Source organism: Thermovenabulum gondwanense (assembly GCF_001601575.1).
In the GTDB taxonomy this organism is placed as follows: domain Bacteria; phylum Bacillota; class Thermosediminibacteria; order Thermosediminibacterales; family Thermosediminibacteraceae; genus Thermovenabulum; species Thermovenabulum gondwanense.
In genome coordinates this window covers 38333-60906 of sequence record NZ_LOHZ01000033.1, presented here as the reverse complement: position 1 = coordinate 60906, position 22574 = coordinate 38333, and the positions used below count along the sequence as shown (strand labels likewise).

Genomic DNA, 22574 nt, shown 5'->3' with positions numbered 1-22574 from the left:
GCCGGTAAATACCGGCATTATAATCATTTTACTGCTTTAATATACGCTCCCGCAAAGGCCCCGTCGATCTCATTAAGATCAATTTCCCTTTCCAGCTCGATAAGTTTATTTTTGTCCGCCAAAATCCCTTCAATCAAATCCTTTGTATAAACGTGAGCCGGGATGATTTCTATATCCTTAAAACCAACCCTCATTAGGATGTCTTTATACTCCTCCGCCTTTATAGTCCCCGCAACACATCCTGCCCACAGCTCTGCCCGCTTTTTAATGCTTTCGGGTATATCCTTTAGTGCTACTACATCGGCGATCGCAAGCCTTCCGCCCTTTTTAAGAACCCTGTAAGCCTCTTTCAGAGCCTTTTCTTTGTCTTCGCAGAGATTTATTACACAGTTGGAAAGGATTACATCCACCGATTCATCGCAAAGAGGAATATCCTCGATATATCCCTTGATAAACTCCACATTTTTGGCTCCCATTTTCTCTTTGTTTTTATTGGCAACTGCCAGCATCTCATCGGTCATATCCAGGCCGTAAACTTTTCCCTTTTCACCCACGTACTTCGCTGCTATGAGCGCATCTATCCCCCCGCCGCTTCCCAGATCAAGTACCACTTCTCCTTCTTTAAGCTTAGCAAAAACGACAGGGTTTGCGCATCCCAGCGATAGGTTCACCGCTTCCTCTGGCAATCCTTTTAGTTCCTCTTTTTCGTAAAACATAATATCGCTTGACGTGCCGCAGCAGGAAGGCCCGCAGCAGCAACAGCCGGCAGAATCGGAGTTTTTTTCAACTTTTTTAGCTATGCTGCCGTAATATTCCTTTACCTTTTCCTTAATATTGTAATCCATAATTTTATTCCCCTTTCTTTATTTTTTAACAGCATTTATTCTCTTTTAAAGCATTAAGTAAAATCCCAAGGCTTTCCATTACCTGCTCCCTTTTATCCGCAGGGATGGATTCGTAAACCTTTTTAAAAAATATATCCATGCTTTCTTCCACCGTTTTGTAGATTTTCTCCCCTTCTTTTGTAAGCTTTATTTTTAAATACCTCCTGTCTTCAGGATCTTCTTCCCTGACCACCAGATTCTGACTTACCAGGTTATTTACCGTCCTGCTGGCAGTGCTCGTGTCCAGGTTTAAAATATCCGCGAGGTCAATTAAGGAAATTTCCTTTGCCCTGCCAATCTCAATTATCGCATTGCACTGGGCAAGTGTTGTCCCGCAGCAGTAAGCCTCGCTCTTTTCGTAAATGCCAAGGCTCCTTACTATATATTTGACTATGTCCCTGAACTTTCTCACAACATCGGTGCCTTCCATACAATTCCTCCTTTATATTTATTGTATCATGAAACTATTGTATATTGCAACTATTACTTATTATTTTACCCCTTATTTTTATGATATAATGTAAATTAAATTAGAAAGGAGGCAAAATATGTTGCGTACAAATATAGAAAAAACAGTTATTCAATCGGTTCAAGGAAAAATTCATCACCCGGTGGCTTCCTCACCCTTCAGGATAGGGCACGACGGAAGCGTTAATATACTTCCCGCCACCGGAGCCATCACTTATAATGTAAGCCTTGGTGATCCAGCCTTTGGATGGGCGGGAGATCATGTTGAGCCCGGAGTATCGATAAAAAATGAAGATTCCAATGAAAACAACGCCCTTATGGTGCTCGCATGTGTTGGAAACGAAGCCCGAGTAATTTCGGGTGATGCAAAAGGAGCAAAAGGAATCGTAATAGGTAAACACGGAGGAATAGATCATGTTCTCGTTCAATTTGAAAAAGAAGATATGGAAAAGATGGCGGTTGATGATAAAATCCTTATAAAAGCGTGGGGCCAGGGGTTAAAGCTACTGGACTATCCCGATATTATGGTGATGAACATAGATCCAAATTTATTTTTAAATATTCCCATAAAAGAAGAAAACGGAATGCTCAAAGTGCCCGTAACAGCGGAAGTCCCTGCATATCTTATGGGTTCCGGTATAGGGGGTTCGACCGCTTTCAGCGGCGATTACGACATTATGACAGCGGACACAGAAACGGTAAAAAGGCTCCGTCTTGACCGCCTGAGATTTGGTGACCTGGTCTTATTAAAGGACTGCGACAATACTTACGGCAGGGGATACTTGAAAGGAGCCGTAACCGTAGGAGTGGTAATCCACAGTGACTGCATAAAAATGGGGCACGGACCAGGTATCACTACTATAATGACATGTAAGTATTCAAAGATTCAAGGAATAATAGATGAAAACGCAAATATAAAAAATTATTTAAAATAAATCACCTGCATGCATCCACCCATCTTTTACTTTTTGCATAAAGTTCCAGCTCTTCACAGGTGAGTTCAATAGCCGAATTTCCGCTTCCGCAGGCGGGTAACACCGTTTTAAACCTTTTTAAAGATACATCAAGGTAAACCGGTATATCGCTTTTTAACCCGAAGGGGCATACTCCCCCTACCGGATGGCCGGTAATCTCAAAGGTTTCCTCATGGGAAAGCATCCTGGCTTTAAATCCGAATTCCTTTTTAAACTTTGCGTTGTCAATTTTTACATCCCCGGCGGTGACTATTAGCATCGCTCCATTTTCTTTATCCCTGAAGGCAAGGGTTTTAGCTATCCTTGCGGGTTCCACATTGGCAGCTTTTGCGGCCTCCTCCACCGTTGCGCTGGATTGATTAAATTCCAAAACGTCCCTGTCCCTTCCCCATTTTTTCAGATACTCCTTTGCTTCCAATATTCCCATTATAAAGCCCCTCTCAGTGCAATGATTTTTATATATTCTTATTTTATTTTATAAATGTATAATTTCAATATCTTCCTGCCCCATTTTTTCTTTAATATACTCGGCTACCAGACTCCTGTGGCACCCTTTTGCCTTTTCCTCACTGCAAAGAAGGCATATCCCATCGATCTTATTTAAATACTCCTTTTTCAGCACCTCTTCTATATTCCTTTCATCCATAAGATCAAAAAAACGCTTTTTAAACTCATCCCAGGAGATTTTTTTATCTTTGTAGGAGTCCATCAGCTCATCCGTTGGAGCAAATCGAATATCATGGATATACTCTATGCCAAGAATTTTTTCGATAAAATACCTCAAATCCTCTCCCTTGGCAAAACCGGCCAGCTGGGAATTGTTCCTCAATCTTATATCTAAAAGAAGTTTTACTCCGTTTTCCCCCAAAAGCTCAAAAAATTCCTCCGCGCTCTTTTTGGTGAATCCAATAGTAAATATTTTCACCTAAATCTCTCCCTTTATTTTCGATTAATTATAAGCATTTTTTAAAAACATTCTATTAAATCAAATAATCATTACACCATTACATCGATTACAATACTTTCATTTTATATGCAAAACTTATATACGCAACAAATAACCGTTTTCTTTAAGCCATTTTTCGTATTTTTCATAATCAGACATAAGGTTTTTTACCTTAGCCCAGAAGGATTTTCCGTGGTTTTTTATTTCAAGATGAATAAGCTCATGGATTATTACGTAATCAACCACCGGTAAGGGTGCCATTATAAGCCTCCAGGAAAAGTTTAAATTTCCGTTAGGAGAACAGGAACCCCATCTCTTTTGGGCATTGGTTATATTGATTTTGTTATATTTGAATCCGTATTTTTTTGCAAATTCCGATGTCCTCTCGTAAATTTTTTTATACGCCTCTTTTTTGTACCATTTAATAAAAATTTCTCTTGCAAAGGGCAATGCATCCTTTGAAAGAAAAAATGCATCGTTAAAAACAAATGGCTCTTTTAGCTCATCAACTATTTTCAGTTTATAACTTCTTCCAAGATATAAAAAATCTTCGTCGGCCGTAAACTTCTTTTCAGGAAAATTCTTCACCCTTTTTTCTATTTCCTGCTTCTTTTTTTCAATCCAACCTCTGTGTTTTTCGATAACCTTTAAAATAACTTCCTCACTAACTTGAAACGGAGCCCTTACTATCAGGGCTCCATTTTCATTCACCTGCAGGCCTATGGTTTTCCTTTTTGACCTTATTATTTTTTCAATTTTTATTTCCATGGAATCACTTCCTATTTTAATATACCTGCCAAACAGTTTGTTTAAAAAGCAGCTCGAATCTGCTTCTTCCACGCTGCATTCACAATTTGATACAATGTCTATGTTTTTCTAAGTATTTCTTCTATTATAGCTTTATCCGCAATTCCTTTCACATGTGCTGCACCGCCCGGTAAATTATCAAAAATGATTATTTCCGGACCATAGGGATTCTGTGCATATGGGATAAAGTTCCGTCTGAATCCTGGCGCTCAATATCCAATGTATTGCTTGCGCCTTCCAAAATGCCATAAATAAGAGAATGCCAAAAACCTTTTCTTTCATCCCTGCTTATAATATTCCACATTTTCCTTAAAATTCCTTCACAGAATATTCAACATATTTCTACACAAAAAGCGGGGAAAACCCGCTTTAATAAAAATTTGTATACATTTTTTTTTTTTTTTTTTTTCAAAACATCAATTCCTTTATAGTCTCCAGATAGATTTGCCTGCACGCTATTATCTGGCTTATATAGCCGCATTCATTGGGTGAATGCATATTTTCTCCACCAGGACCGAAAGTAACTGTAGGGATATTGCCTATTCTATAAAGATAATTGGAATCGCAGACCGATTTATCATACCCAATAGGCAAATTTTTTCCAACCACTTCTTTATACTTATCCCTTATAATTTCTACCAGTATATGATCTTCAGATATTACAAAAGGTTCCATATAAGGAGTTTCTCTGGGTACTAAAAAAACTTTTACTTTTTCTTCAAGACCCAGTTTATTTGCTAAATCAATTATCTGCCTTATGCAAAATTCATAATCCTCTCCTGGGACTACAAACCTATCTATAAATAATTCGCATTTATCGGGGACGTTCAAAGTAGTTTTTATACCGCCGATAATATGGCGTATGCACCAGGAGCCACTTCCGAGTCGTGGATGTATCATTGTCGGCAGTTTTTCTATTTTTTCAGCTATTTTTGCCGCATAAATTATTGCATTTTCACCAATTTCAGGATATTTACTTGAATGAGCACTTTTTCCGTACACCTCCACTCCTATACTGTACCTTCCCCTAAAGCCAAGAGTTATCTCATTAAATCTGCATTCTGCCATTATGGCCATGTCAGCTTTCAAACCATTTTCCAATAAAGTAAAAGTCCCCCTTGAGAGATATTCCTCATCCGAAACAAATGCCGCTATTATACTACCTTTCAAATTAGCTTTTTCCTTCGAAATAATATTCAACACATCAAGAATACAGGTTAATCCACCTTTCATATCGCAGGCTCCAAGCGCATAAACTTTATCGCCCTCCACAATCGGTGTAAAAGGATCGGTATTCCAGCCCTGCTGTACTGCAACGGTATCTATATGTCCTATTAAAAGCAATGTGGGACCTGCTTTTTCTCCCTTCACAACCGTATACAATGAAGGGCCTTCCGGTTCATTATAGTAGTAAATTTTTGTTTCCAATCCCATATTTTTAATGGCCTGATTGATATACTGAGCTATATTTTTTTCATTTCCCGTAGTACTGTCTATCTTCAATAAATCAAAATAGGTTTTTAATAGTCGTTTCTCACTGAACATTTTAATCCCTCAATTCTAAAAGCATATTACGTGTAATTATTTTTAAACTTTATCTATTTTAATTATCTTAAATCCTGTTATTGAATAGGTTATACCTAAAATAATTCCGAGGTAAAGCATTGGAGCAAATAACGCAAATTCTCCCGTAGCCACTCCCAGGGTAGACGCCACGAAAGCTCCGGTTACGCTCCAGGGAACTAATGGTGCAAAGGCTGTCCCGGTATCTTCTAATAGTCTTGATAAATTTTTACCATGCAGATAATATTTATCAAACACCTTCTTAAAAATGGGACCAAAAGCTGAAAATGTCACGTAATAACTGCCTATTATAGTAAATAGCAATGAATGAAGTATATAGGTGGAAACCATAATTTGCTTGTCATTTTTTGCAACTTCTTGAATTTTATTTACAATCATATCTATAACACCTGCTGTCTTAAGCGGTGATCCGAACACTGCAGAAAAAATCAACAAAGCTACCGTGCCCAGCATACTGCTTAGTCCTCCGCGCATTAGCATTTTATCCACCGCTGCCACACCCGTAGATATCTGAAAGCCTGAGTTTAAAGTGGTAGCAATAGTTTTTACCCCCGCACCTTGAAACACCAGAGCAAAAATTGCTCCCAGGATAATCCCTGCACCAAACACTGGAATTGCCGGTTTTCCTTTGAATATTAAATATAAAACAATGATCGGCGGTAATAATAAGAGTATATTTAAATTAAATTTGTCCGCTATTGTCTTAATTATTAAATCAGTCATCTCGGCATTAAATGTGCCTTTTTTAAAACTTAGCCCGATAAATAAATACAAAATTAATGATATTATCCAACCCGGCAAAGTGGTATAAAGCATATGTTTCATATGTTCACGTATATCTACTTCTGCTACGGCAGAAGCAAGTACCGTAGTGTCGGATAAAGGTGATAACTTATCGCCGAATATTGCGCCAACGGTAACAGCCCCTGCAGTATAATAAGCTGGAATACCAAGACCGGCAGATACTGCCATTAAGGCAATTCCTACAGTGCTAAGCGTTCCCCAAGAAGTACCGGTAAAAATTGAAGTAATAGAACAGATAATACATGCCGCAAACAGGAAAATGCCCGGGCTTAAAAATTTTAATCCATAATATACCAGCAATGGGACAGTACCGCATAAAATCCAGGACCCTACCAGCATTCCTACGCACAGGAGAATCAATACCGCCGGCATCATTCTTTTTACATTTTCGATAATATCCCTCTGAAGCTCATCCCATGTAAATCCCCAGACCATGCAAAAAATAATTTCAATCATCGCTGATATTGCCAAAGATATTGTAGTAGGTGATTTAACAAAAATTACCAGAGTTAACAATGTAGCAACGGCAATTATTAATAAAAAAATAGACCTTCCTGTACTTAACTTTTTTTCATCTGTCATTTTTATCCCCCTCTAATCTAAAATCTTTAATTAAAAACTATGCTATTAAAATCAGTATTATTCCATCTTCCAAATTATTGCAAATTATTTCAAATTTCCCGGGAAATATTGCGCCGTGTATATAATTTTTTTCCAATTTTCGATATAATATTTTTGTATAATATATCGGGGTGAAAATTTAATGAATAATACTGAAACGAATAAAAGCTCATTATTAATATTAATAGCCTTATGCTTGGGATGGACGTTAATATACGCAGACAGGACATCACTTTATCCGCTTCTTTCGGTTATTGGAAAAGATTTTAATCTCAGCAGCACTTTACTGGGTACCATTACTGGAAGTTACTTTTTGGTATACGTGGCAATGCAAATTCCCGCAGGTATGCTGGCAGATAAAATAGGAAAAAAGAAGCTATTAATAATCACTTTTTTAATAGCGGGAACCGGTTTACTGAGTTTTGGATTGTTTGCCCGAAGTTACTTTCTATTACTGCTTTTTACCGCTTTACACGGTCTTGGAGCGGGGGCTTTTTACCCCTGCGCTTACGGCATAATGATGAATGCCACGGATTCTAAAAATTGGGGTATATCTGCAGCTATAATAAACCTTGGAATGTCCTTGGGACTTGTAATAGGCCTTGCTATAAGCGGCCCTTTATATTTAAAATTCAAAAGCTATTCTGGAATCTTTACGGCATTAGGATTATTTACAATCTTAACAGCCCTTGTTTTTACAAAAATCCTGCCTAATGCGGATAAAATCAGCAAAGATAGTCTTAAATCTTTTCCCCTTATTAAAATATTAAAAAATAAAAACTTTTTGTTTATTACTCTCGCCCAGTTCTGTGCCCTGTATGAATACTGGACTGCAGTTACCTGGGGTGCCACCTTCTTCCAAGAAGAACGGGGAATCAGCATGCAACTTGCAGGCCTTTTTGTCGCCATAGTTGGAATAAGTGCTGTCCTACCAAGTCTTTTTATTGGAAGGATTTCGGACAAATTTGGGCGAAAAAAAATAGCCCTAATGCTATTTCCATTAGGAGCTTTTACAATATTCTTAATGACTTATGCCCGTTCTGCTTTTTCTATAATACTATGCCTGGTGGCTTACGGAATTGTGGGTAAGTCCTCCTGGGACCCCATCGCGGTAGCCTGGGCAGGCAATCATGCAGCAGCCATTGATAAAGATGCGATGGGTACTGCCATGGGAATTTTTAATTTTATAGGTATGATGTCGGCTGTGGTTGCTCCAATTATCACCGGGTATTTAAAGGATATAACAGGTTCGCTGGTATCGGCGTATTATGTAGCCGCCGCAATGTCTATTTTAGGAGGACTTTTAATATTTTTTGTCGAAGATGAGGCTTAACCTTTTTTTATGTTTTTGCTGTATTTACCCTTGCATTGTTTACTAAATAATCCAGGGCATACAGATAACCGTAAGGCCCGAGCCCTACGATGACGCCGTTTACCACAGGGCTTATTACCGATTTATGCCTGAATTTTTCCCGGGAGAAGGTATTCGATACATGCACCTCCACCGCAGGAAGATCTGCTGAACACAGGGCGTCCCTTATGGCGATGCTGTAGTGAGTGTATGCACCGGCGTTTATCACTATGCCGCAAGCCCATTCCTTTGCGCTTTGAATCTCATCTATAATATCCCCTTCGGAGTTATACTGCACTATGCGGACTTCCACATCCAATTCCCTGGCTTTTTTCATTATCATTTTGTTAATTTCCTCGAGGGTTGTCATGCCATATATATGGGGTTCCCTTGTTCCCAGCAAATTAAGGTTTGGCCCGTGAATCACCAGGATTTTCATCAGTTTTTCCCTCCTTTTTCATCCATTGCATTTTTCAACAGGATTTTCAGATCTCCCGGAAGCTTTTCGACAACCCTTACATCTCCAATGTCGTAAGGAACTATAAATCTTGGCCTTCCCGCTACAGCTTTTTTATCCTTTAAAAGAAAGTTTAAAATTTCTTCTTCCTCTATTTTATAGGGCAGCTCCTTTACTGATACCGGCAGGTCAAAAAAGGATAAGAGTTTCTTAACCCTTTCAAGCTCCTTTTGAATGTTATTGCCCAATAAAAGGGAAAGCTTAAAGGCCATTACGGTACCAATTGATACCGCCTGCCCGTGGCTAATTTTATATCCCGAGGCCGCTTCCAATGCGTGCCCGAAGGTGTGGCCAAGGTTTAATACCATCCTCTTGTCTTCATCCCTCTCATCTTTTTTTACTATTTCTTTTTTGAACTTAATACATTCATAAACGATATTGAAAAGGGTATCAGGGGCTCTTTCCTTTATTTTTATAGCATTTTCTTCTATGTTTTTAAAAAGCCCTCCCTGTAAAATAGCCGTTTTTATTACCTCCGCCATTCCGTCGCTGAAAATTTTATCGGGGAGGGTAAAAATATGGCTTATATCGGTAATCACCAAGTCCGGCTGGTAAAACGCCCCTATGAGGTTTTTCCCTTCTCTGTAGTTTACCGCCACTTTGCCGCCAACACTGGCGTCCACCTGAGCCAAAAGGGTAGTGGGAACATATACCCACTTTATCCCTCGCATATAAGTGGCTGCGGCAAAACCTGCTACATCGCCGGTTATTCCGCCTCCCAGGGCAATTATCAAAGACTTTCTATCAACCCCGAGCTTTATAAATTCATCGTATATTTTTGAAAGGGTACTTATATCCTTTTTTTCTTCCACATCTTCTATAAAAACGGTTTTTATATCAATTCCTTTTTCTATAAAGACCTCCTTCAAAGGAACACCGAAAAGCTGATTTATTAACGGGCTTGTTACTATCACAATACTGGAAAAATTATTTCTCTTTATATAATCTGTTAACACTTTATTTAAAATTTTATATCCCACAACTACCTCGTAATTTTTGGATTCGGTTTTTACAATAATCTTATCAATAATTGAAAAATCATGTTCTTCCTTTGCCTGCAAAAAAAGTTTTTCAAGTATTTTATCAGCAGTTCTTTCTGGATTTTCATCCCCTTCTACTACCAAATCAGCACTTTTAAGATAGGTATTTATCCTTTCCTCGTATAGCTTTTTTAATTTTTCCTTTTTCTCTTTAATATCTTCGGCTTTTAAAAGGGGCCTCGTGTCATCTCCCTGCAGGCGCTTTAACAGGGTATCCAAAGGAGGATTTAAAAACACTACGTTACCGTTTTTCTTTAAACTTTCTCTATTTTGAGGCCGCATCAGCGTCCCCCCTCCCAGCGCGATAACCGAATTCCTGAGTTCCGCGACTTTTATTGTGAGCTTGGATTCTATTTCCCTGAATTTTTCTTCACCAAATTTTTGAAATATCTCCGGAATGGTCATCCTTTCGGTTTCTTCAATTAATATATCCAGGTCTAAAAAAGGCCTTTTTAGCTTTTTTGCTATAATCTTACCTACGGTAGTTTTCCCACTTCCCGAAAGGCCACTTAAAATTATGTTTTTTTCTACCATCGACTGCCTCCCCTCTCTTCCAGCAGAGCATCGGCCAAAACCAGGGCTACCATGGATTCGGCCACCACAGCAGCGGAGCCTACCGCGCATACATCGGACCTTTCTGCGTGAGCCAAGGTTTTTTCCATAGTCCTTAAATCTACCGACGGCAGAGGGTTTTGAAGGGTGGGTATTGGCTTCATGGCAGCCCTTAAAAAAATCATTTCGCCGTTGCTCATTCCGCCTTCTATTCCCCCCGCATTATTCGTCAGCCTTTTTTCGCCGCCTATTATATCTTGGGCTTTACTTCCAAAAAGGTTTGCCACCTTAAATCCAAGGCCTATTTCCACTCCCTTTATCCCCGGGATGCTCATAACCGCCGTCGAAAGCCTTGCATCCAGCCTTCTATCCCAGTGGACGAAACTGCCGAGCCCTGCGGGCGCATTTACCGCAGCCACTTCAAAAACCCCGCCCAGGGTATCACCTTTTTCTCTTGCTTCATCTATTATTTCCTTCATTTTTTGAGAAGCTGTAAGGTCTGGACACCTCACCTCGGACTTCTCCGCAAGTTCAAAAAGGTAAAAAGCGGTCTTTTCGTCTTTCATCCTTTCTTCTTCGGAAGGAAGATTTGCAAAAATTTCTCCGATGCTGATAACCCAGCTTACCACCCTTACCCCGGCTTTTTCTAAGAGTTTTTTTGCAAAATACCCGCAGGCAACCCTCGCTGCAGTCTCCCTGGCGCTTGCCCTTTCGGCTACGGGTCTTGCGTCTTTGAACCCGTATTTTAAAGCTCCGGGATAATCCGCATGACCGGGGCGGGGTGAAAATATGGGCACGTATTTTCCCTTCCAGTTTTCGTAATCTTTATTTTTCAATACCACGGCAATAGGAGCACCCGTTGTTTTACCGTTTGAAACCCCCGATATTATTTCAAACTCGTCGTCCTCTATATTTGCCCTTTTGCCCCTTCCGTAACCCTTTCTTCTCCTGGAAAGCTCCGATAAAAGCTCTTTTTCATACACATCAATTCCGGCGGGCATGCCTTCCAGAATAGCCACCAATCCTTTACCGTGGGACTCTCCGGCCGTTAAAAATCTCAGCATTAAAACCACCAGCTTCCCGCTATGCTTTCCAGTGCTTTTCTCATGACATCAGCAGGTGCCTTTTTACCCGTAAATATTTCAAAGGCAAAAACTCCCTGCCAGAGAAGCACTTCAAGTCCGCTCACCGTTATAAAACCTTCCTTAGCAGCTTTTTTAAATAACCTTCCGGGATTTTCCCCATAGCTCAAATCGCAGTATATTTTTCCCGTTTTTCCTGTTGTTTGGAGAAACTCCTCATATAAGTAAGCTCCTTTTTCTGGAATACAGCTGACTATAAGTTGTGAATCCTTCAGGGTTTCGGAAATTTTTTCTTTTTCTTCAACACCAAGGGCTAAAAATTCTACCCCATCAAATTTGGTTTTTAAATTGTCGGCCATATTTTTTGCTTTTTCTACATTGCGGTTTACCAATGCTATTCTTGTCGTTCCCGAAAAAGCGAGGGCTGCAGCACATCCGGCGGCAGCTCCCCCTGCACCGAATATAACGGCTACATCGGATTTAAAATCTTCTTTTGCTCTTTTCGAAAGGGATTTTAAAAGCCCCGGGGCATCGGTGTTGTAACCTTTTATAAGGGTTTTACCATCCTTTCTTTCAAATACCACTGTATTTACTGATAAACTCTTTTGAGCAAAATCATCAACGGTATCGCAAAATTTATATGCATCGCCTTTATGGGGCATGGTGACGTTAAACCCTACCATTTTTTGAGAAGCCAAATGAAAAAATTCCTTTAATTCTTCCTGCGGCACCGGGATGGGTTCGTACCTCCAGGGTATCTGCAATTCCTTCAACGCTGCATTTTGCATTGGAGGAGAAAAAGTTTTCAAAAGCGGCCACCCAATTACCGCAAGTTCGGGGAGGTTTTTTATATCAAAATTGCCCATCCGCGTCGCCCCCTTTTACCACATTATTGAGTATATCAAAAAAACCCGGAAAGGATATTTTTACGCAGTCGGCATTCTTTATCTTCGATATGCCTTTTATCGAAATTGCCGCGACCGCCATAGCCATGGCTATTCGGTGGTCTTTAAAGCTTTCCACTTCGGCGGGTTTAAGGTTTTTGTTACCCTCAATTACCATGCCGTCTTCCAGTTCTTCGATTTTTGCCCCAAAACGCCTTAGGTTTTCAACAATAGCTTTTATCCTGTCACTTTCCTTTACCCGAAGCTCCGATGCATTTTTTATAACCGTTTCCCCTTCTGCAAAGCAGGCAGCCACCGCAATGACAGGTATTTCATCGATAAGTCTCGGGATAATATCGCCTTCCACCCGGGTGCCCTTCAAACCTCCGCCTTCAATTAATATATCGGCAATTTTTTCGCCGTTTAGTTCCCTTTCATTTAATACTTTAAGGCTGCATCCCATATTTAAAAGCACATCGATTATACCTGTCCGCGTAGGGTTCAGCCCCACATCCCTTATTAAAAGCTTTGAGCCTTCGTTTATAGCCGCAGCCACCAGAAAAAAGGCTGCAGAAGATATATCACCGGGCACCACTAAATCGTTTCCGGTAAGTTTTTCTACCGGTGCTACCGTAACTTGATTACCTTTAACAGTAATGTTTCCACCAAAGTACAAAAGCATCCTTTCCGTATGGTCCCGGGTTTTATGTTTTTCTACGACGGTGGTTTCTCCTTCGGCGTATAAACCTGCCAGCAATACCGCCGATTTTACCTGGGCGCTGGCCACCGGCATTTCATAACTTATCCCTTTAAGCCGGCCACCCCGTATTTTAAGCGGCGCAAACTTACCGTCTACAGTGCATTCTACCTTAGCTCCCATTTGTCGAAGGGGTAATGCCACCCTTTCCATGGGCCTTTTCTTTAAGGATTCATCCCCTGTAATAATCGCTTCAAAATCCTGTCCGGCTAAAATCCCTGAAAGGAGCCTCATGGTGGTCCCCGAGTTCCCGGCATCCAAAATAGTTTCCGGTTTTTTCAGCCCTTTTAGCCCTGCACCCTTTATTATCAAAGTCGTTTCATTGACAAATTTTATATCAACGCCCATTTTCCTGAAACAATCTACCGTCCTTATACAGTCTTCGGCGGGCAAAAACCTTTCTATCCTCGTAATTCCTTCGGAAATAGCCCCCAGAATCACGCCTCTGTGGGAAATAGATTTATCCGGAGGAGGGGTAATTGTCCCTTTTATTACTTTTTTCCCTTCAATCAGCACATCCACCCTGTTCACCCCTTTTTAGATATTCCCGGGCTTTAAAAAGAAAGTTTTTAATCCTTTTATCGTCTTCTTTTTCTAAATAATTTCTTATATGTTCCAGTTTGTCAATAAAAATCGAAATTAAGTTGATTAATTCATCCCGGTTACTGAGCAATATATCCACCCATATTTCCGGCGATGAGCGGGCAATTCTCGTGGTATCCTTCAATCCCCTTCCGGCGAATTTAAGAATTTTACCGTTTTCGTTTACTTCGCTCAAGGTGTTCCCCAGGCAGGTAGCAACTACCTGGGGAAGATGGCTCACCGCTGCAACTACTTTATCGTGTTCCAGGGGTGAAAGAATATATACCGTAGCCCCCAGCGCTTTAATGAGGGATATTAATTCTTCCAGGATTTTATCCGGTGTATCGTTATTAGGAGTCAATATCCAGGCACATCCTTTGAATAAATTTTCGTTGCTACCTCCATACCCGCTTTCGTGGGAACCCGCCATGGGATGCCCTCCGATAAAATAAATTTTCTCTTTTACTACCTTTTGAGCCGATTTCACTATTTGCCTTTTTGTGCTCCCCGTGTCAGTAATTATACAGCCCTCTTTTAAAAAAGGCTGGATTTTTTCTATTGTGGAAACTATTCTGAAAACCGGTGTGCATACGAACACCGCATCGGCTCTCCTTAACGCTTCAAAGAGCTTTTCATCACCGGTGTTTATATTAAAACTGTCCTTAGAGATAACATTGTCTTTTAAGGCCTGTTGTAATGTCTCATCAGCCCTATCCACACCTATTACATCATAACCCAGTAATTTAAAAGCCTTTGCGATGGACCCCCCTATTAAGCCCAATCCTGCTACAGCTATTTCCTTTACGCTCATATTAAAGCGTCCTTCCCATAATAGGAGCAAAGGTTTTTAATTCCCGGCATAAATGCTCAAATTTTTCGGGATTCAGCGATTGAGGTCCATCCGAAAGGGCTTCTTTGGGGTTGGGGTGCACTTCTATCATAAGCCCGTCGGCTCCTGCAGCCAGTGCCGCCCTGCTCATTGGGGCTACCCAGCGCCAGCTGCCGGTGCCGTGGCTGGGATCAACTATAATAGGTAAATGGCTAATATGCTTTATAATAGGCACGGCGCTTATATCCAGGGTATTTCTCGTCATAGTTTCGTAAGTTCTTATTCCCCTTTCGCATAAAATTACATTAAAGTTACCCTCGTTCATGATGTATTCGGCAGCATTAAGCCATTCTTCAATGGTGGCAGCTATGCCTCTTTTTAAAAGAACGGGCTTGCCTGTTTTCCCCGCTTCTTTTAGAAGCTCGAAGTTCTGCATGTTGCGAGCTCCAATTTGAAGGATATCGGCGTAGTGGGATACAAGTTTCACAGCCTCTGTGCTCATCACTTCCGTTACTACCGGAAGCCCGGTTATTTCCCTGGCTTTTGCAAGGATTTTTAATCCCTCTTCGCCGATGCCCTGAAAGGAGTAAGGAGATGTCCTGGGCTTATATGCACCGCCCCTTAAGATTTTTGCCCCGCATTTTTTTACAATTTGAGCCGTTTCTATAAGCTGTTCTTCGCTTTCTACTGCACAGGGGCCCGCAATTATAATAAAGTTGTTGCTTCCTATTTCCACATCTCCTACCTTTACCACCGTGGATTCGGGTTTAAAGCTTCTGCTGGCAAGTTTATACGGTTCCATTATTGGCACCGTCTTTTCCACTCCATCTAAAAGCTCGATAGGTTTATCCTGCAGCTTTCTCCTGTCGCCTATTACGCCTATAACCGTGACATCCGTTCCTTTTGAAATATGAACCCCGAGCCCGGCATTTTCAACCACCTCGCAAACCTTTTTTATTTGTTCTTCGGTAGCATTTTTCTGCATCACTATGATCATGGCTTTACCTCCTTTTGCTCTCCCCCCGAGGGGGGATAATATTCTTTTCCTTTCGGGTATGAACCGAGCAGTTTATAAAAAGTAGAGTTTTTCTTCACCTTTTCGAGAACTTCCTTTAATATTTTGTCCTCTCTGTGCCCTTCAACTTCAAGAAAAAAGATATATTCTCCAAGAATCCTCTTTGAAGGCCTCGACTCTATTTTTGTAAGGTTAATATTTTCTTCTGCGAAAAATCCGAGGACTTTATAAAGCCTCCCCGGTTTATTTTCCGTGGAAAACACCAGTGATGTTTTATCGCTTCCCGTGGCAGATTCATCATTTCTCGAAAGAACGATAAACCTTGTGTAGTTTTCAGCACAATCCTGAATGTCCTCAGCCAGCATCAAGAGATTGTAAATTTCAGCTAACCTCCTGCTTCCTATGGCTGCGCAGGGAATTTTAGATTGAAGCACTTTTTTTGCTGCCCGGGATGTGCTCTCGCTCTCTTTGATCATTGCCCCCGGCATTCTACTATATAAAAATTTCCTGCACTGGTAAAGGGCTTGAGGATGAGAGTAAACTATCTTTATATTTTCAAGAGGATACATTTTCCTGGCAAAAAGGCAGTGTTTTACGGGCATTACTATTTCTCCCTTTATTTTTATATCTTTTTCCTTTATCAGCAAGTCGATGGTAATATTTACCGAACCTTCGATAGAATTCTCTAAGGGAACAATCGCTTCATCTATATTAATCCCTATATCGGCTACCAGAGATTGTATATTGGGATATTCAATTTTTTCATATTTCTCAGATTTTTCAATGTATATATTTGCCGCTTCTTCCGAAAAACTGCCTGCCGGTCCAAGGTATCCAACTTTTATCATTATATCCCCTTCTTTCAAAAAAGTGTAAAAAAAAAACCGCCCACAAAAGGGGCGAGTTTTTCCCGCGGTACCACCCTAATTGGCCTTAAAAGCCCGCTCATTTTTCGGGTACGAAGCAGAAAGCTTTTATACCCGCCTCATTTTAACGGCTGAGGCACCGTTGAAGCCTACTTAATTTCAGCCCACAGCTCCGGAGGGAACTTCGGAAGACTCCTTCATGCCGGCTCTCACCCGCCCGGCTCGCTGTAAATCGAGAGTCAACTTACTTTCCTCCATCACAGCTTTTTTCTTTTCATTTTTATTGGGTAAAATTATATAAAGATTTTCCATATTTGTCAATAGGAATTAAAAATTTTTGTAGTTAGATTAATTGTAAAATTAAATGCGACACCAAAAAGTAGTTGAACCATAGCATGAAATCCGATATGATGTTGGTTGGCAAAAAGCTTCTTGTTTAAAATTAACATCGTGTTAATTTGTCTGTTCCGAATATCCTGTTATATAAATCTTCACCGAAACTCGTTTGCAGTGGTTCCCCTTCAATTATTTTAAAAGTTCGTTTTCCATCATTTTGTCTTTCCGCCCGCAAAAAAATAACATTTTTCATCTTTTTTTCACAAAAACTATGGGCAAATTCATATAAATGCGTGACGAAGAAAATTTTAATTCCTTTTTCTAATAATGCGCAGATTATTTGCCTTGCAATCTCCGAACCTTCTCTTTCGTTTGTCGCGGCAAAGGATTCATTAAACAGCACTATGGAATTTGGAGTTATATGTTCAACAATGTCTCTCATTCTGCTGAGTTCTTCATCAAGCTTGCCGCTTTTCATAGTAGCATCTTCTTTCCGTTTGTAGTGTGTGAAAAGGCCATCGCAGATATTAGCACAGAAATACTCAGCCGGTACAAACATACCGCATTGCATCATCAATTGAGCCAAACCTATGCTTCTTAAAAATGTTGATTTGCCGCCCTGATTTGCACCAGTGATTATCACAAGGTCTTTATTGTCGGCATTCAAATCATTGTCCACAATTTTTTGTTTCATCGTTAATGCAAGACTAACATCATATAACCCTTTAAAAGAAGACTTACGCTCATAAGAAGCTACAGGCAGGGGAAAACAGACCGGTTCCCCTATTTGGGAAAGTTGTTCGTATAAATTTAAACAACCTATATAAAAGGCCAACTCGGTCCGCAATACGTTAAAAAAACCAAGAATATGATCGTTTGATTGAGCAAGCGCATTGGCAACAAGGTTGATCCCTCTCTCTTTTAATTCAGACAAGGCCCTGGCGCCGCTTTCATCACGGCTGTGAATTTGAAAAGAGTAAATGGGTGTTTTTGGGATAAAAAACCTTTCTATCCAACTTTGTTTTTTGGTTTTAGGTTTACGAAGCGTGTAATTGATACCCTTATTGCCTTTCCCTAATTCAGCGCTGATCAAAATTCCTTCATCAAATTTCAGTTCCTTTAGGTGATTCTGAACGCTATCGAAAAATTCGTCATCAAGTTCTTCTTTGAGCATTGTAAAAAATGCTGTAAAGCCCTCAGACTCAAATTTATCCGCATGTTCATCAGCGATAGTTTTTAGTTTTTTGAGCATTTCCATAAACATCTGTAATACTTCTATCGATCTATCCAGTATGTATTCGGGATATTTGCTAAAAATGCCAAAATAATGTTTTTTCTCTCTTTCAATTGATTCCACCGCAATATTGTAAATATTTCTGACAATAAAAGAATTTTTAAAACAATCCCTAAGAATATCTTGTCGATAAAGTATTGTATCCAGACTACTATTTAAGCCAGACAAAACAGCTTTCTTTGCCACTTCAAATAAGAATTTGTCACCAAGTGCCATGGCGTTGAACAATGTGTTTAGTTCTAAGTCTTGTATCAATATTTGCTCATTCCAGGGTAATTTTTGCTGAAAATCAAAATTATGATCCTTATACATGAGATAAACCTTCATGATTTTATACGCTCCTTTATATGATCATATGTGAGCCGGTACTTTTCAGCGATGGATATTGCATATGAAAGTCCATCCGGAGGCTTCCTTAAAATTTTATATGTTCTGAGTGCCGGGTTTTCTGGCACTACCGTACCGACCATGCTTACGATTTTCTCGCTAATAAAAGCCAATTCATATACGAATGTTACCCAGACGCAAATCAAATCCTTATGGATTATTTTTTCCATTATTTTTTTGCTCAGGAAAATAGCGTCTTTTAATGTGGTAGAAGTAAAAATTTCGTTAATTATGATAATGCTGTTTGATGTGGCCTGATTTAAAATGTGGTAAATTCTTATCAGTTCATCTTCCAGTTTGCCCCTGAGATCTTTTATATTTTCTTCCCTTTCAAAATGTGTAAAAAGCCTGTCGAATAAAAAAAGTTGCGCTTCTCTGCCGGGAACGGCACACCCTAAACTTGCAAGATAATGTAATTGGCCGAAAGTGCGGGCAAAGGTCGTTTTACCGCCCTGGTTAGGTCCAGTTACCACAAATATTCGTTCTTTGCCTTTTAAGTAAAAATCATTACAGACGATGGTTGAGTTTTCATTGATGAGTTTATAAGCCAGAGCCAGATCAAATCCTTCGTAACTACAAACTTCCTTGATTTTATCGGAAATTTGCGGATAGCAAAATTTAAGTCCTGCTCGTTTAAAATTATCAGTATACTCTAAATAGGCGATATAAAATTGTATTTCCCTATCAAATACGGCTATAGTTTCATCCATAAAATTAGTGTTTCTCGCACAAAATTTATCAAGACTTAAAAAAATATCCGGATATAATTTAGCTACCAAATTAAGTATTTCCGCTTCCACATGGTTCATTTCCGGATAGTCAGAAAATTCAACTCTATAATCTTTTACAGCCCCCTGTTTGAATCTCTCGAATGTTTTCTCCACTTCCGCACTGTTATCAATTTCAGATTCATATTTACGAACCTTGATACAGTTACCTTTGATGATCAGGCAATACTTTACCGTGGCCAAATCGTCTTTAAGCCTTTTCGTTTCCTCCAGAAGTAACTTAAAACGATCGGAATTGGTATAGTTTGTCAAATATTCGCGGAAGGCTAAAAAACCGTCGGATTTTAAATCTATAAGGCTCAAGTCATGGGCTAAGCAATTAACGGCATCGCAATAAATTTCTACAGCATCTAAAAACCATCGTTCCTTCTGGTATTTATAGTAAAGTTTTCCTACCCGTGCAAGATGTTCTCGCATTATACGCATTTTTTGGGCAAATGATTTTACATTTTCAAACAGAATTTTATTTTCAAGATCCCGCATTATATCCTGACGATACTTGATTGCACCGATATCGTTCAAAGGAGTGTAAAAAAACGGTTTTAAATTATATTCCTCCCTGCCGGCCGTGATTGCGTCTACAATCTGGTCAAGGTTTAAATCCGCAAAAAAGTCAGGCGCTTCAAGTGTTTCTTTTTTTGTACTGTCTTCAGTTCTTTTAAATAGTATGCTGTGGAAAGTCATAGAAGAACCACCTCCATGCCATGACGCGGATGCATTTTCTGGCTTAAAAAAAGTTTGCGCAATAATTTAAAAAAATATAAAATGGCTCCTACTATATCCGTGATATAGCAGGAGCCATCAGCATACTGCTTTTATGGTGAGCTCCATCACCATACTTTTAATTATATTGCATTTTATTATTATTATACAGAAAAAAAATAAAATATCAATATAAAATAAAAGTTTTTAAATTTGACAAATCCACAAATACATGTTTAAATTTTATTATAATAGTAAAAATATAATATAGCCAGCGATGGAGCTCGCTTATGTGCCGGAAGGCTAATAGCTCCTACCAAAACTGATTTTGGTAGGAGCTACAATTTTTGGGGGAGGGTTTTGTAATGATAAAATTAAGAGCAGGAATTGTCTTGATAGAAAATGAGAAGATACTTCTTATACATCACAATTTATCAATACGTATGTATAAACCACATTATAAAAATTCCAATGTAATTAAAGACTACTGGGTGTTCCCTGGAGGAGAAGTTTTACATGGAGAGACATTAGAAGCTTGTGCTAAACGTGAAACTCTTGAAGAAACTGGTATAGTCGTAGAAATAGGCCCATTATTATTTTTTGGTGAAACCATTTGGCCTGACGGAAATCGACATATAGTTAATTTCTTTTTTGCGGCAAAAAGAATAAACGGAGAGGTAATAAAACCAAAACAGCCTTTACCTGATGAAAAATTTGATATGCCTTCCTTCGTTCCTTTGTCAAAAATAAATGAAATCACTTTATTGCCAGATATAAAAACATACATCAAGCGTATATATGAAGGAGAAAAATTTCGGAGAGTCTATTTAAAAAACATGTGGAAAGATATTTCTACATGATATTTAATACTTCTATATAAAAGGTGATATTATGAATAAAAGAAAAAAGGAATTGTTTTAAATTATATATGTTGCCAAATATTCTTTCTATATATAAAATAAATCGGTTTTGTATTTTGTATTCGGAATTTAAATGATTTGTAAGGTTTAAGATTGATATAATTATACAGGAATATGTGAAAGGAGGAACATTATGAATAAAGATTCAATTATTAAAGAAGTTAGAGAAAAGGCTGAAGGATATTTTCAAAGAGGAGAGTTTTTCTGCTCGGAAGCGGTAGTGCATACAATTAATGAGCTCCTGGAGTGGCCATACCCGGAAGAGGTGGTGAAAATGGCATCCGGATTCCCCATAGGTATTGGTAAATCCGGCTGTCTTTGCGGAGCTGTAAGCGGCGGAGTGATGGCCCTTGGAATGGCTTATGGAAGGGTTTATAAAGAACCAATGCCTGAAAAAATGTTCCCTGCAGCTTCCGCCCTTCACGATTATATAAAAAATCTTTACGGCAGCACCTGCTGCAGGGTGCTTATAAGAAATTATGAATTCACAAGCCCTGAAAGGAAATCTCATTGCGTAAAAATCACCGGCGAGGTAGCGGCATGGATTGCCTCAAAATTCCTTGAAGACCCGGAAATCTCTAATAAAATAGCATGCAAAAATTCTTAAAGTTTATACCGGAGGTTACACCATGAAGGAGCTAATAAAGAAAGTTCCCATTCCCATTTCTGGATTAATGCTGGCATTAGCTTCACTGGGAAATTTTCTTTCTTCCTATGGAACTATTTATAAAACTTTGCTGGGGACAATTTCTTTTTTAATTTTATTTCTATTAATTATCAAAATCCTTTTAATTCCACAAGAAATACTGAAAGATCTGGAAAATCCTCTTGTAGCCGGAATAGCCCCCACATTTTTTATGGGGATTATGATATTGTCAACATATGTAAAACCTTATTACCCTGAAATAGCTTTAATCCTATGGAGCCTTGCACTGGTGGGGCATATATCGTATATCCTTTTCTTTACGAAAAGATTTATTTTTTATTTTGATATCAAAAAGACTTTTCCAAGCTTTTTCGTAGTATACGTTGGTATAGCAGCGGCCGCTATACCTGCCCCATCCTACGGGATGAACATCATGGGAAGATATATTTTCTGGGTCGCTTTTGTTTCTTATCTTGTACTTTTGCCCGTCCTTTTGTACAGGGTTTATAGATACCCCAACTTACCAGAACCTGCGATTCCATCAATTACAATTTTCACCGCACCTGCAAACCTCTGTATTGCCGGATATATGAGCTCTTTTGATATAAAAAATATGAACTTCCTAATATTTCTTTTTGTTCTATCATCCATATTCTTTATCGGAGTCCTGTTTTATCTTCCCCGGATGCTTAGAATAAAATTTTATCCCAGTTTTTCCTGCTTTACATTTCCTTTTGTTATTACCGCAATCGCAGCAAAGAATTTCTACGGGTATTTAATTAAAAAAGGATTTACCCTGACCTTCTTGAGTATCTATGTCAATCTTCTTACTCTTTTGGCAGTAATTATGGTGGTTTTTGTGCTATTTAAATATATAATATTCCTCTTTTCATCGCCCAAAGAAACTATTGCAATAAAAAATTAAATTTAAAAACCGG

22 protein-coding genes, 1 riboswitch and 1 other annotated feature are annotated in these 22574 nt (G+C 39.1%); of the genes, 5 read left to right on the top strand and 17 right to left on the bottom strand.

What is annotated here, in order from left to right; translation table 11 throughout:
- Positions 1-23: 23 nt before the first annotated feature.
- Both arsM and ATZ99_RS07815 read right to left on the bottom strand, forming a co-directional pair.
- On the bottom strand, positions 24-845 hold the full coding sequence (arsM, locus tag ATZ99_RS07820; protein ID WP_068748683.1) for an arsenite methyltransferase: 822 nt from the start codon (positions 843-845) through the stop codon (positions 24-26).
- 25 nt (positions 846-870) lie between these two features.
- Complete coding sequence (locus ATZ99_RS07815; protein WP_068748682.1) at positions 871-1314, bottom strand: MarR family winged helix-turn-helix transcriptional regulator; 444 nt, start codon at positions 1312-1314, stop codon at positions 871-873.
- Between the two features lie 118 nt (positions 1315-1432).
- Here ATZ99_RS07815 and ATZ99_RS07810 point away from each other — a divergent pair, with 118 nt between their 5' ends.
- A complete protein-coding gene (locus tag ATZ99_RS07810; RefSeq protein WP_068748681.1) occupies positions 1433-2287 on the top strand; it encodes a DUF4438 domain-containing protein in 855 nt (284 codons plus the stop codon).
- A 1-nt stretch (position 2288) separates the two neighbouring features.
- On the opposite strand, the gene ATZ99_RS07805 is transcribed toward ATZ99_RS07810, so the two are convergent.
- From ATZ99_RS07805 to nhaC, 5 genes are all read right to left on the bottom strand, one after another.
- Positions 2289-2753: a YbaK/EbsC family protein gene (locus tag ATZ99_RS07805; RefSeq protein WP_068748680.1), complete on the bottom strand. Its 465-nt coding sequence runs from the start codon at positions 2751-2753 to the stop codon at positions 2289-2291.
- 48 nt (positions 2754-2801) lie between these two features.
- Positions 2802-3251, bottom strand: coding sequence for a DUF488 domain-containing protein (locus ATZ99_RS07800; RefSeq protein WP_068748679.1), 450 nt, complete (start codon positions 3249-3251; stop codon positions 2802-2804).
- A 117-nt stretch (positions 3252-3368) separates the two neighbouring features.
- Complete coding sequence (locus tag ATZ99_RS07795) at positions 3369-4040, bottom strand: M48 family metallopeptidase (RefSeq protein WP_068748678.1); 672 nt, start codon at positions 4038-4040, stop codon at positions 3369-3371.
- 447 nt (positions 4041-4487) lie between these two features.
- Complete coding sequence (locus tag ATZ99_RS07790) at positions 4488-5624, bottom strand: M20 family metallopeptidase (RefSeq protein WP_068748677.1); 1137 nt, start codon at positions 5622-5624, stop codon at positions 4488-4490.
- A 42-nt stretch (positions 5625-5666) separates the two neighbouring features.
- A complete protein-coding gene (nhaC, locus tag ATZ99_RS07785; protein WP_068748676.1) occupies positions 5667-7049 on the bottom strand; it encodes a Na+/H+ antiporter NhaC in 1383 nt (460 codons plus the stop codon).
- Positions 7050-7230: 181 nt separating this feature from the next.
- Between nhaC and ATZ99_RS07780 the strand changes: the two genes are divergently transcribed.
- Positions 7231-8421 (top strand): MFS transporter, encoded by a 1191-nt coding sequence (locus tag ATZ99_RS07780; protein ID WP_068748675.1) that lies wholly within the window; start codon positions 7231-7233, stop codon positions 8419-8421.
- A 7-nt stretch (positions 8422-8428) separates the two neighbouring features.
- On the opposite strand, the gene aroQ is transcribed toward ATZ99_RS07780, so the two are convergent.
- The 10 genes from aroQ to ATZ99_RS07730 form a co-directional block, all read right to left on the bottom strand.
- Positions 8429-8878 (bottom strand): type II 3-dehydroquinate dehydratase, encoded by a 450-nt coding sequence (gene aroQ / locus ATZ99_RS07775; protein WP_068748674.1) that lies wholly within the window; start codon positions 8876-8878, stop codon positions 8429-8431.
- A complete protein-coding gene (aroB, locus tag ATZ99_RS07770) occupies positions 8878-10530 on the bottom strand; it encodes a 3-dehydroquinate synthase (protein WP_068748673.1) in 1653 nt (550 codons plus the stop codon). Before aroB ends, aroQ begins: the two co-directional genes overlap by 1 nt.
- Complete coding sequence (gene aroC, locus ATZ99_RS07765; RefSeq protein ID WP_068748672.1) at positions 10524-11612, bottom strand: chorismate synthase; 1089 nt, start codon at positions 11610-11612, stop codon at positions 10524-10526. The genes aroB and aroC overlap by 7 nt, the downstream gene beginning before the upstream one ends.
- Positions 11612-12496 carry a shikimate dehydrogenase family protein gene (locus ATZ99_RS07760; RefSeq protein WP_068748671.1) on the bottom strand — a complete coding sequence of 295 codons (885 nt, stop codon included), beginning with the start codon at positions 12494-12496 and terminating at the stop codon, positions 11612-11614. The genes aroC and ATZ99_RS07760 overlap by 1 nt, the downstream gene beginning before the upstream one ends.
- Positions 12483-13793, bottom strand: coding sequence for a 3-phosphoshikimate 1-carboxyvinyltransferase (aroA, locus tag ATZ99_RS07755; protein WP_068748670.1), 1311 nt, complete (start codon positions 13791-13793; stop codon positions 12483-12485). The genes ATZ99_RS07760 and aroA overlap by 14 nt, the downstream gene beginning before the upstream one ends.
- Positions 13777-14664 (bottom strand): prephenate dehydrogenase, encoded by an 888-nt coding sequence (locus ATZ99_RS07750; RefSeq protein WP_068748669.1) that lies wholly within the window; start codon positions 14662-14664, stop codon positions 13777-13779. The genes aroA and ATZ99_RS07750 overlap by 17 nt, the downstream gene beginning before the upstream one ends.
- A 1-nt stretch (position 14665) precedes the next feature.
- The gene (gene aroF, locus ATZ99_RS07745; protein ID WP_068748668.1) at positions 14666-15679 is read right to left on the bottom strand and encodes a 3-deoxy-7-phosphoheptulonate synthase; all 1014 of its coding nucleotides are present in this window, start codon (positions 15677-15679) and stop codon (positions 14666-14668) included.
- Positions 15676-16545 carry a prephenate dehydratase gene (gene pheA / locus ATZ99_RS07740; protein WP_068748700.1) on the bottom strand — a complete coding sequence of 290 codons (870 nt, stop codon included), beginning with the start codon at positions 16543-16545 and terminating at the stop codon, positions 15676-15678. Before pheA ends, aroF begins: the two co-directional genes overlap by 4 nt.
- A 44-nt stretch (positions 16546-16589) precedes the next feature.
- Positions 16590-16833 (bottom strand) — a binding site (T-box leader).
- Between the two features lie 172 nt (positions 16834-17005).
- The gene (locus tag ATZ99_RS07735) at positions 17006-18520 is read right to left on the bottom strand and encodes a MutS-related protein (protein ID WP_068748667.1); all 1515 of its coding nucleotides are present in this window, start codon (positions 18518-18520) and stop codon (positions 17006-17008) included.
- A complete protein-coding gene (locus tag ATZ99_RS07730; RefSeq protein WP_068748666.1) occupies positions 18517-20052 on the bottom strand; it encodes a MutS-related protein in 1536 nt (511 codons plus the stop codon). The genes ATZ99_RS07735 and ATZ99_RS07730 overlap by 4 nt, the downstream gene beginning before the upstream one ends.
- 101 nt (positions 20053-20153) lie before the next feature.
- Positions 20154-20212: riboswitch (Fluoride riboswitch) on the bottom strand.
- 223 nt (positions 20213-20435) lie between these two features.
- On the opposite strand from ATZ99_RS07730, the gene ATZ99_RS07725 reads away from it, so the two are divergent.
- The 3 genes from ATZ99_RS07725 to ATZ99_RS07715 all read left to right on the top strand — a co-directional run bounded on the left by ATZ99_RS07725 (position 20436) and on the right by ATZ99_RS07715 (position 22561).
- Positions 20436-20930 carry an NUDIX domain-containing protein gene (locus ATZ99_RS07725; RefSeq protein WP_068748665.1) on the top strand — a complete coding sequence of 165 codons (495 nt, stop codon included), beginning with the start codon at positions 20436-20438 and terminating at the stop codon, positions 20928-20930.
- A 193-nt stretch (positions 20931-21123) separates the two neighbouring features.
- On the top strand, positions 21124-21597 hold the full coding sequence (locus ATZ99_RS07720; protein ID WP_068748664.1) for a C-GCAxxG-C-C family protein: 474 nt from the start codon (positions 21124-21126) through the stop codon (positions 21595-21597).
- Positions 21598-21619: 22 nt separating this feature from the next.
- The gene (locus tag ATZ99_RS07715) at positions 21620-22561 is read left to right on the top strand and encodes a TDT family transporter (RefSeq protein ID WP_068748663.1); all 942 of its coding nucleotides are present in this window, start codon (positions 21620-21622) and stop codon (positions 22559-22561) included.
- Positions 22562-22574 lie beyond the last annotated feature (13 nt).

Excerpts from the sequence above, each read along its gene's own strand:
- arsM (WP_068748683.1), bottom strand. The coding sequence starts at position 845 with ATGGATTACAATATTAAGGAAAAGGTAAAGGAATATTACGGCAGCATA.
- ATZ99_RS07815 (WP_068748682.1), bottom strand. The coding sequence starts at position 1,314 with ATGGAAGGCACCGATGTTGTGAGAAAGTTCAGGGACATAGTCAAATAT.
- ATZ99_RS07810 (WP_068748681.1), top strand. The coding sequence starts at position 1,433 with ATGTTGCGTACAAATATAGAAAAAACAGTTATTCAATCGGTTCAAGGA.
- ATZ99_RS07805 (WP_068748680.1), bottom strand. The coding sequence starts at position 2,753 with ATGGGAATATTGGAAGCAAAGGAGTATCTGAAAAAATGGGGAAGGGAC.
- ATZ99_RS07795 (WP_068748678.1), bottom strand. The coding sequence starts at position 4,040 with ATGGAAATAAAAATTGAAAAAATAATAAGGTCAAAAAGGAAAACCATA.
- ATZ99_RS07790 (WP_068748677.1), bottom strand. The coding sequence starts at position 5,624 with ATGTTCAGTGAGAAACGACTATTAAAAACCTATTTTGATTTATTGAAG.
- nhaC (WP_068748676.1), bottom strand. The coding sequence starts at position 7,049 with ATGACAGATGAAAAAAAGTTAAGTACAGGAAGGTCTATTTTTTTATTA.
- ATZ99_RS07780 (WP_068748675.1), top strand. The coding sequence starts at position 7,231 with ATGAATAATACTGAAACGAATAAAAGCTCATTATTAATATTAATAGCC.
- aroQ (WP_068748674.1), bottom strand. The coding sequence starts at position 8,878 with ATGAAAATCCTGGTGATTCACGGGCCAAACCTTAATTTGCTGGGAACA.
- aroB (WP_068748673.1), bottom strand. The coding sequence starts at position 10,530 with ATGGTAGAAAAAAACATAATTTTAAGTGGCCTTTCGGGAAGTGGGAAA.
- aroC (WP_068748672.1), bottom strand. The coding sequence starts at position 11,612 with ATGCTGAGATTTTTAACGGCCGGAGAGTCCCACGGTAAAGGATTGGTG.
- ATZ99_RS07760 (WP_068748671.1), bottom strand. The coding sequence starts at position 12,496 with ATGGGCAATTTTGATATAAAAAACCTCCCCGAACTTGCGGTAATTGGG.
- ATZ99_RS07750 (WP_068748669.1), bottom strand. The coding sequence starts at position 14,664 with ATGAGCGTAAAGGAAATAGCTGTAGCAGGATTGGGCTTAATAGGGGGG.
- aroF (WP_068748668.1), bottom strand. The coding sequence starts at position 15,679 with ATGATCATAGTGATGCAGAAAAATGCTACCGAAGAACAAATAAAAAAG.
- pheA (WP_068748700.1), bottom strand. The coding sequence starts at position 16,545 with ATGATAAAAGTTGGATACCTTGGACCGGCAGGCAGTTTTTCGGAAGAA.
- ATZ99_RS07735 (WP_068748667.1), bottom strand. The coding sequence starts at position 18,520 with ATGAAGGTTTATCTCATGTATAAGGATCATAATTTTGATTTTCAGCAA.
- ATZ99_RS07730 (WP_068748666.1), bottom strand. The coding sequence starts at position 20,052 with ATGACTTTCCACAGCATACTATTTAAAAGAACTGAAGACAGTACAAAA.
- ATZ99_RS07725 (WP_068748665.1), top strand. The coding sequence starts at position 20,436 with ATGATAAAATTAAGAGCAGGAATTGTCTTGATAGAAAATGAGAAGATA.
- ATZ99_RS07720 (WP_068748664.1), top strand. The coding sequence starts at position 21,124 with ATGAATAAAGATTCAATTATTAAAGAAGTTAGAGAAAAGGCTGAAGGA.
- ATZ99_RS07715 (WP_068748663.1), top strand. The coding sequence starts at position 21,620 with ATGAAGGAGCTAATAAAGAAAGTTCCCATTCCCATTTCTGGATTAATG.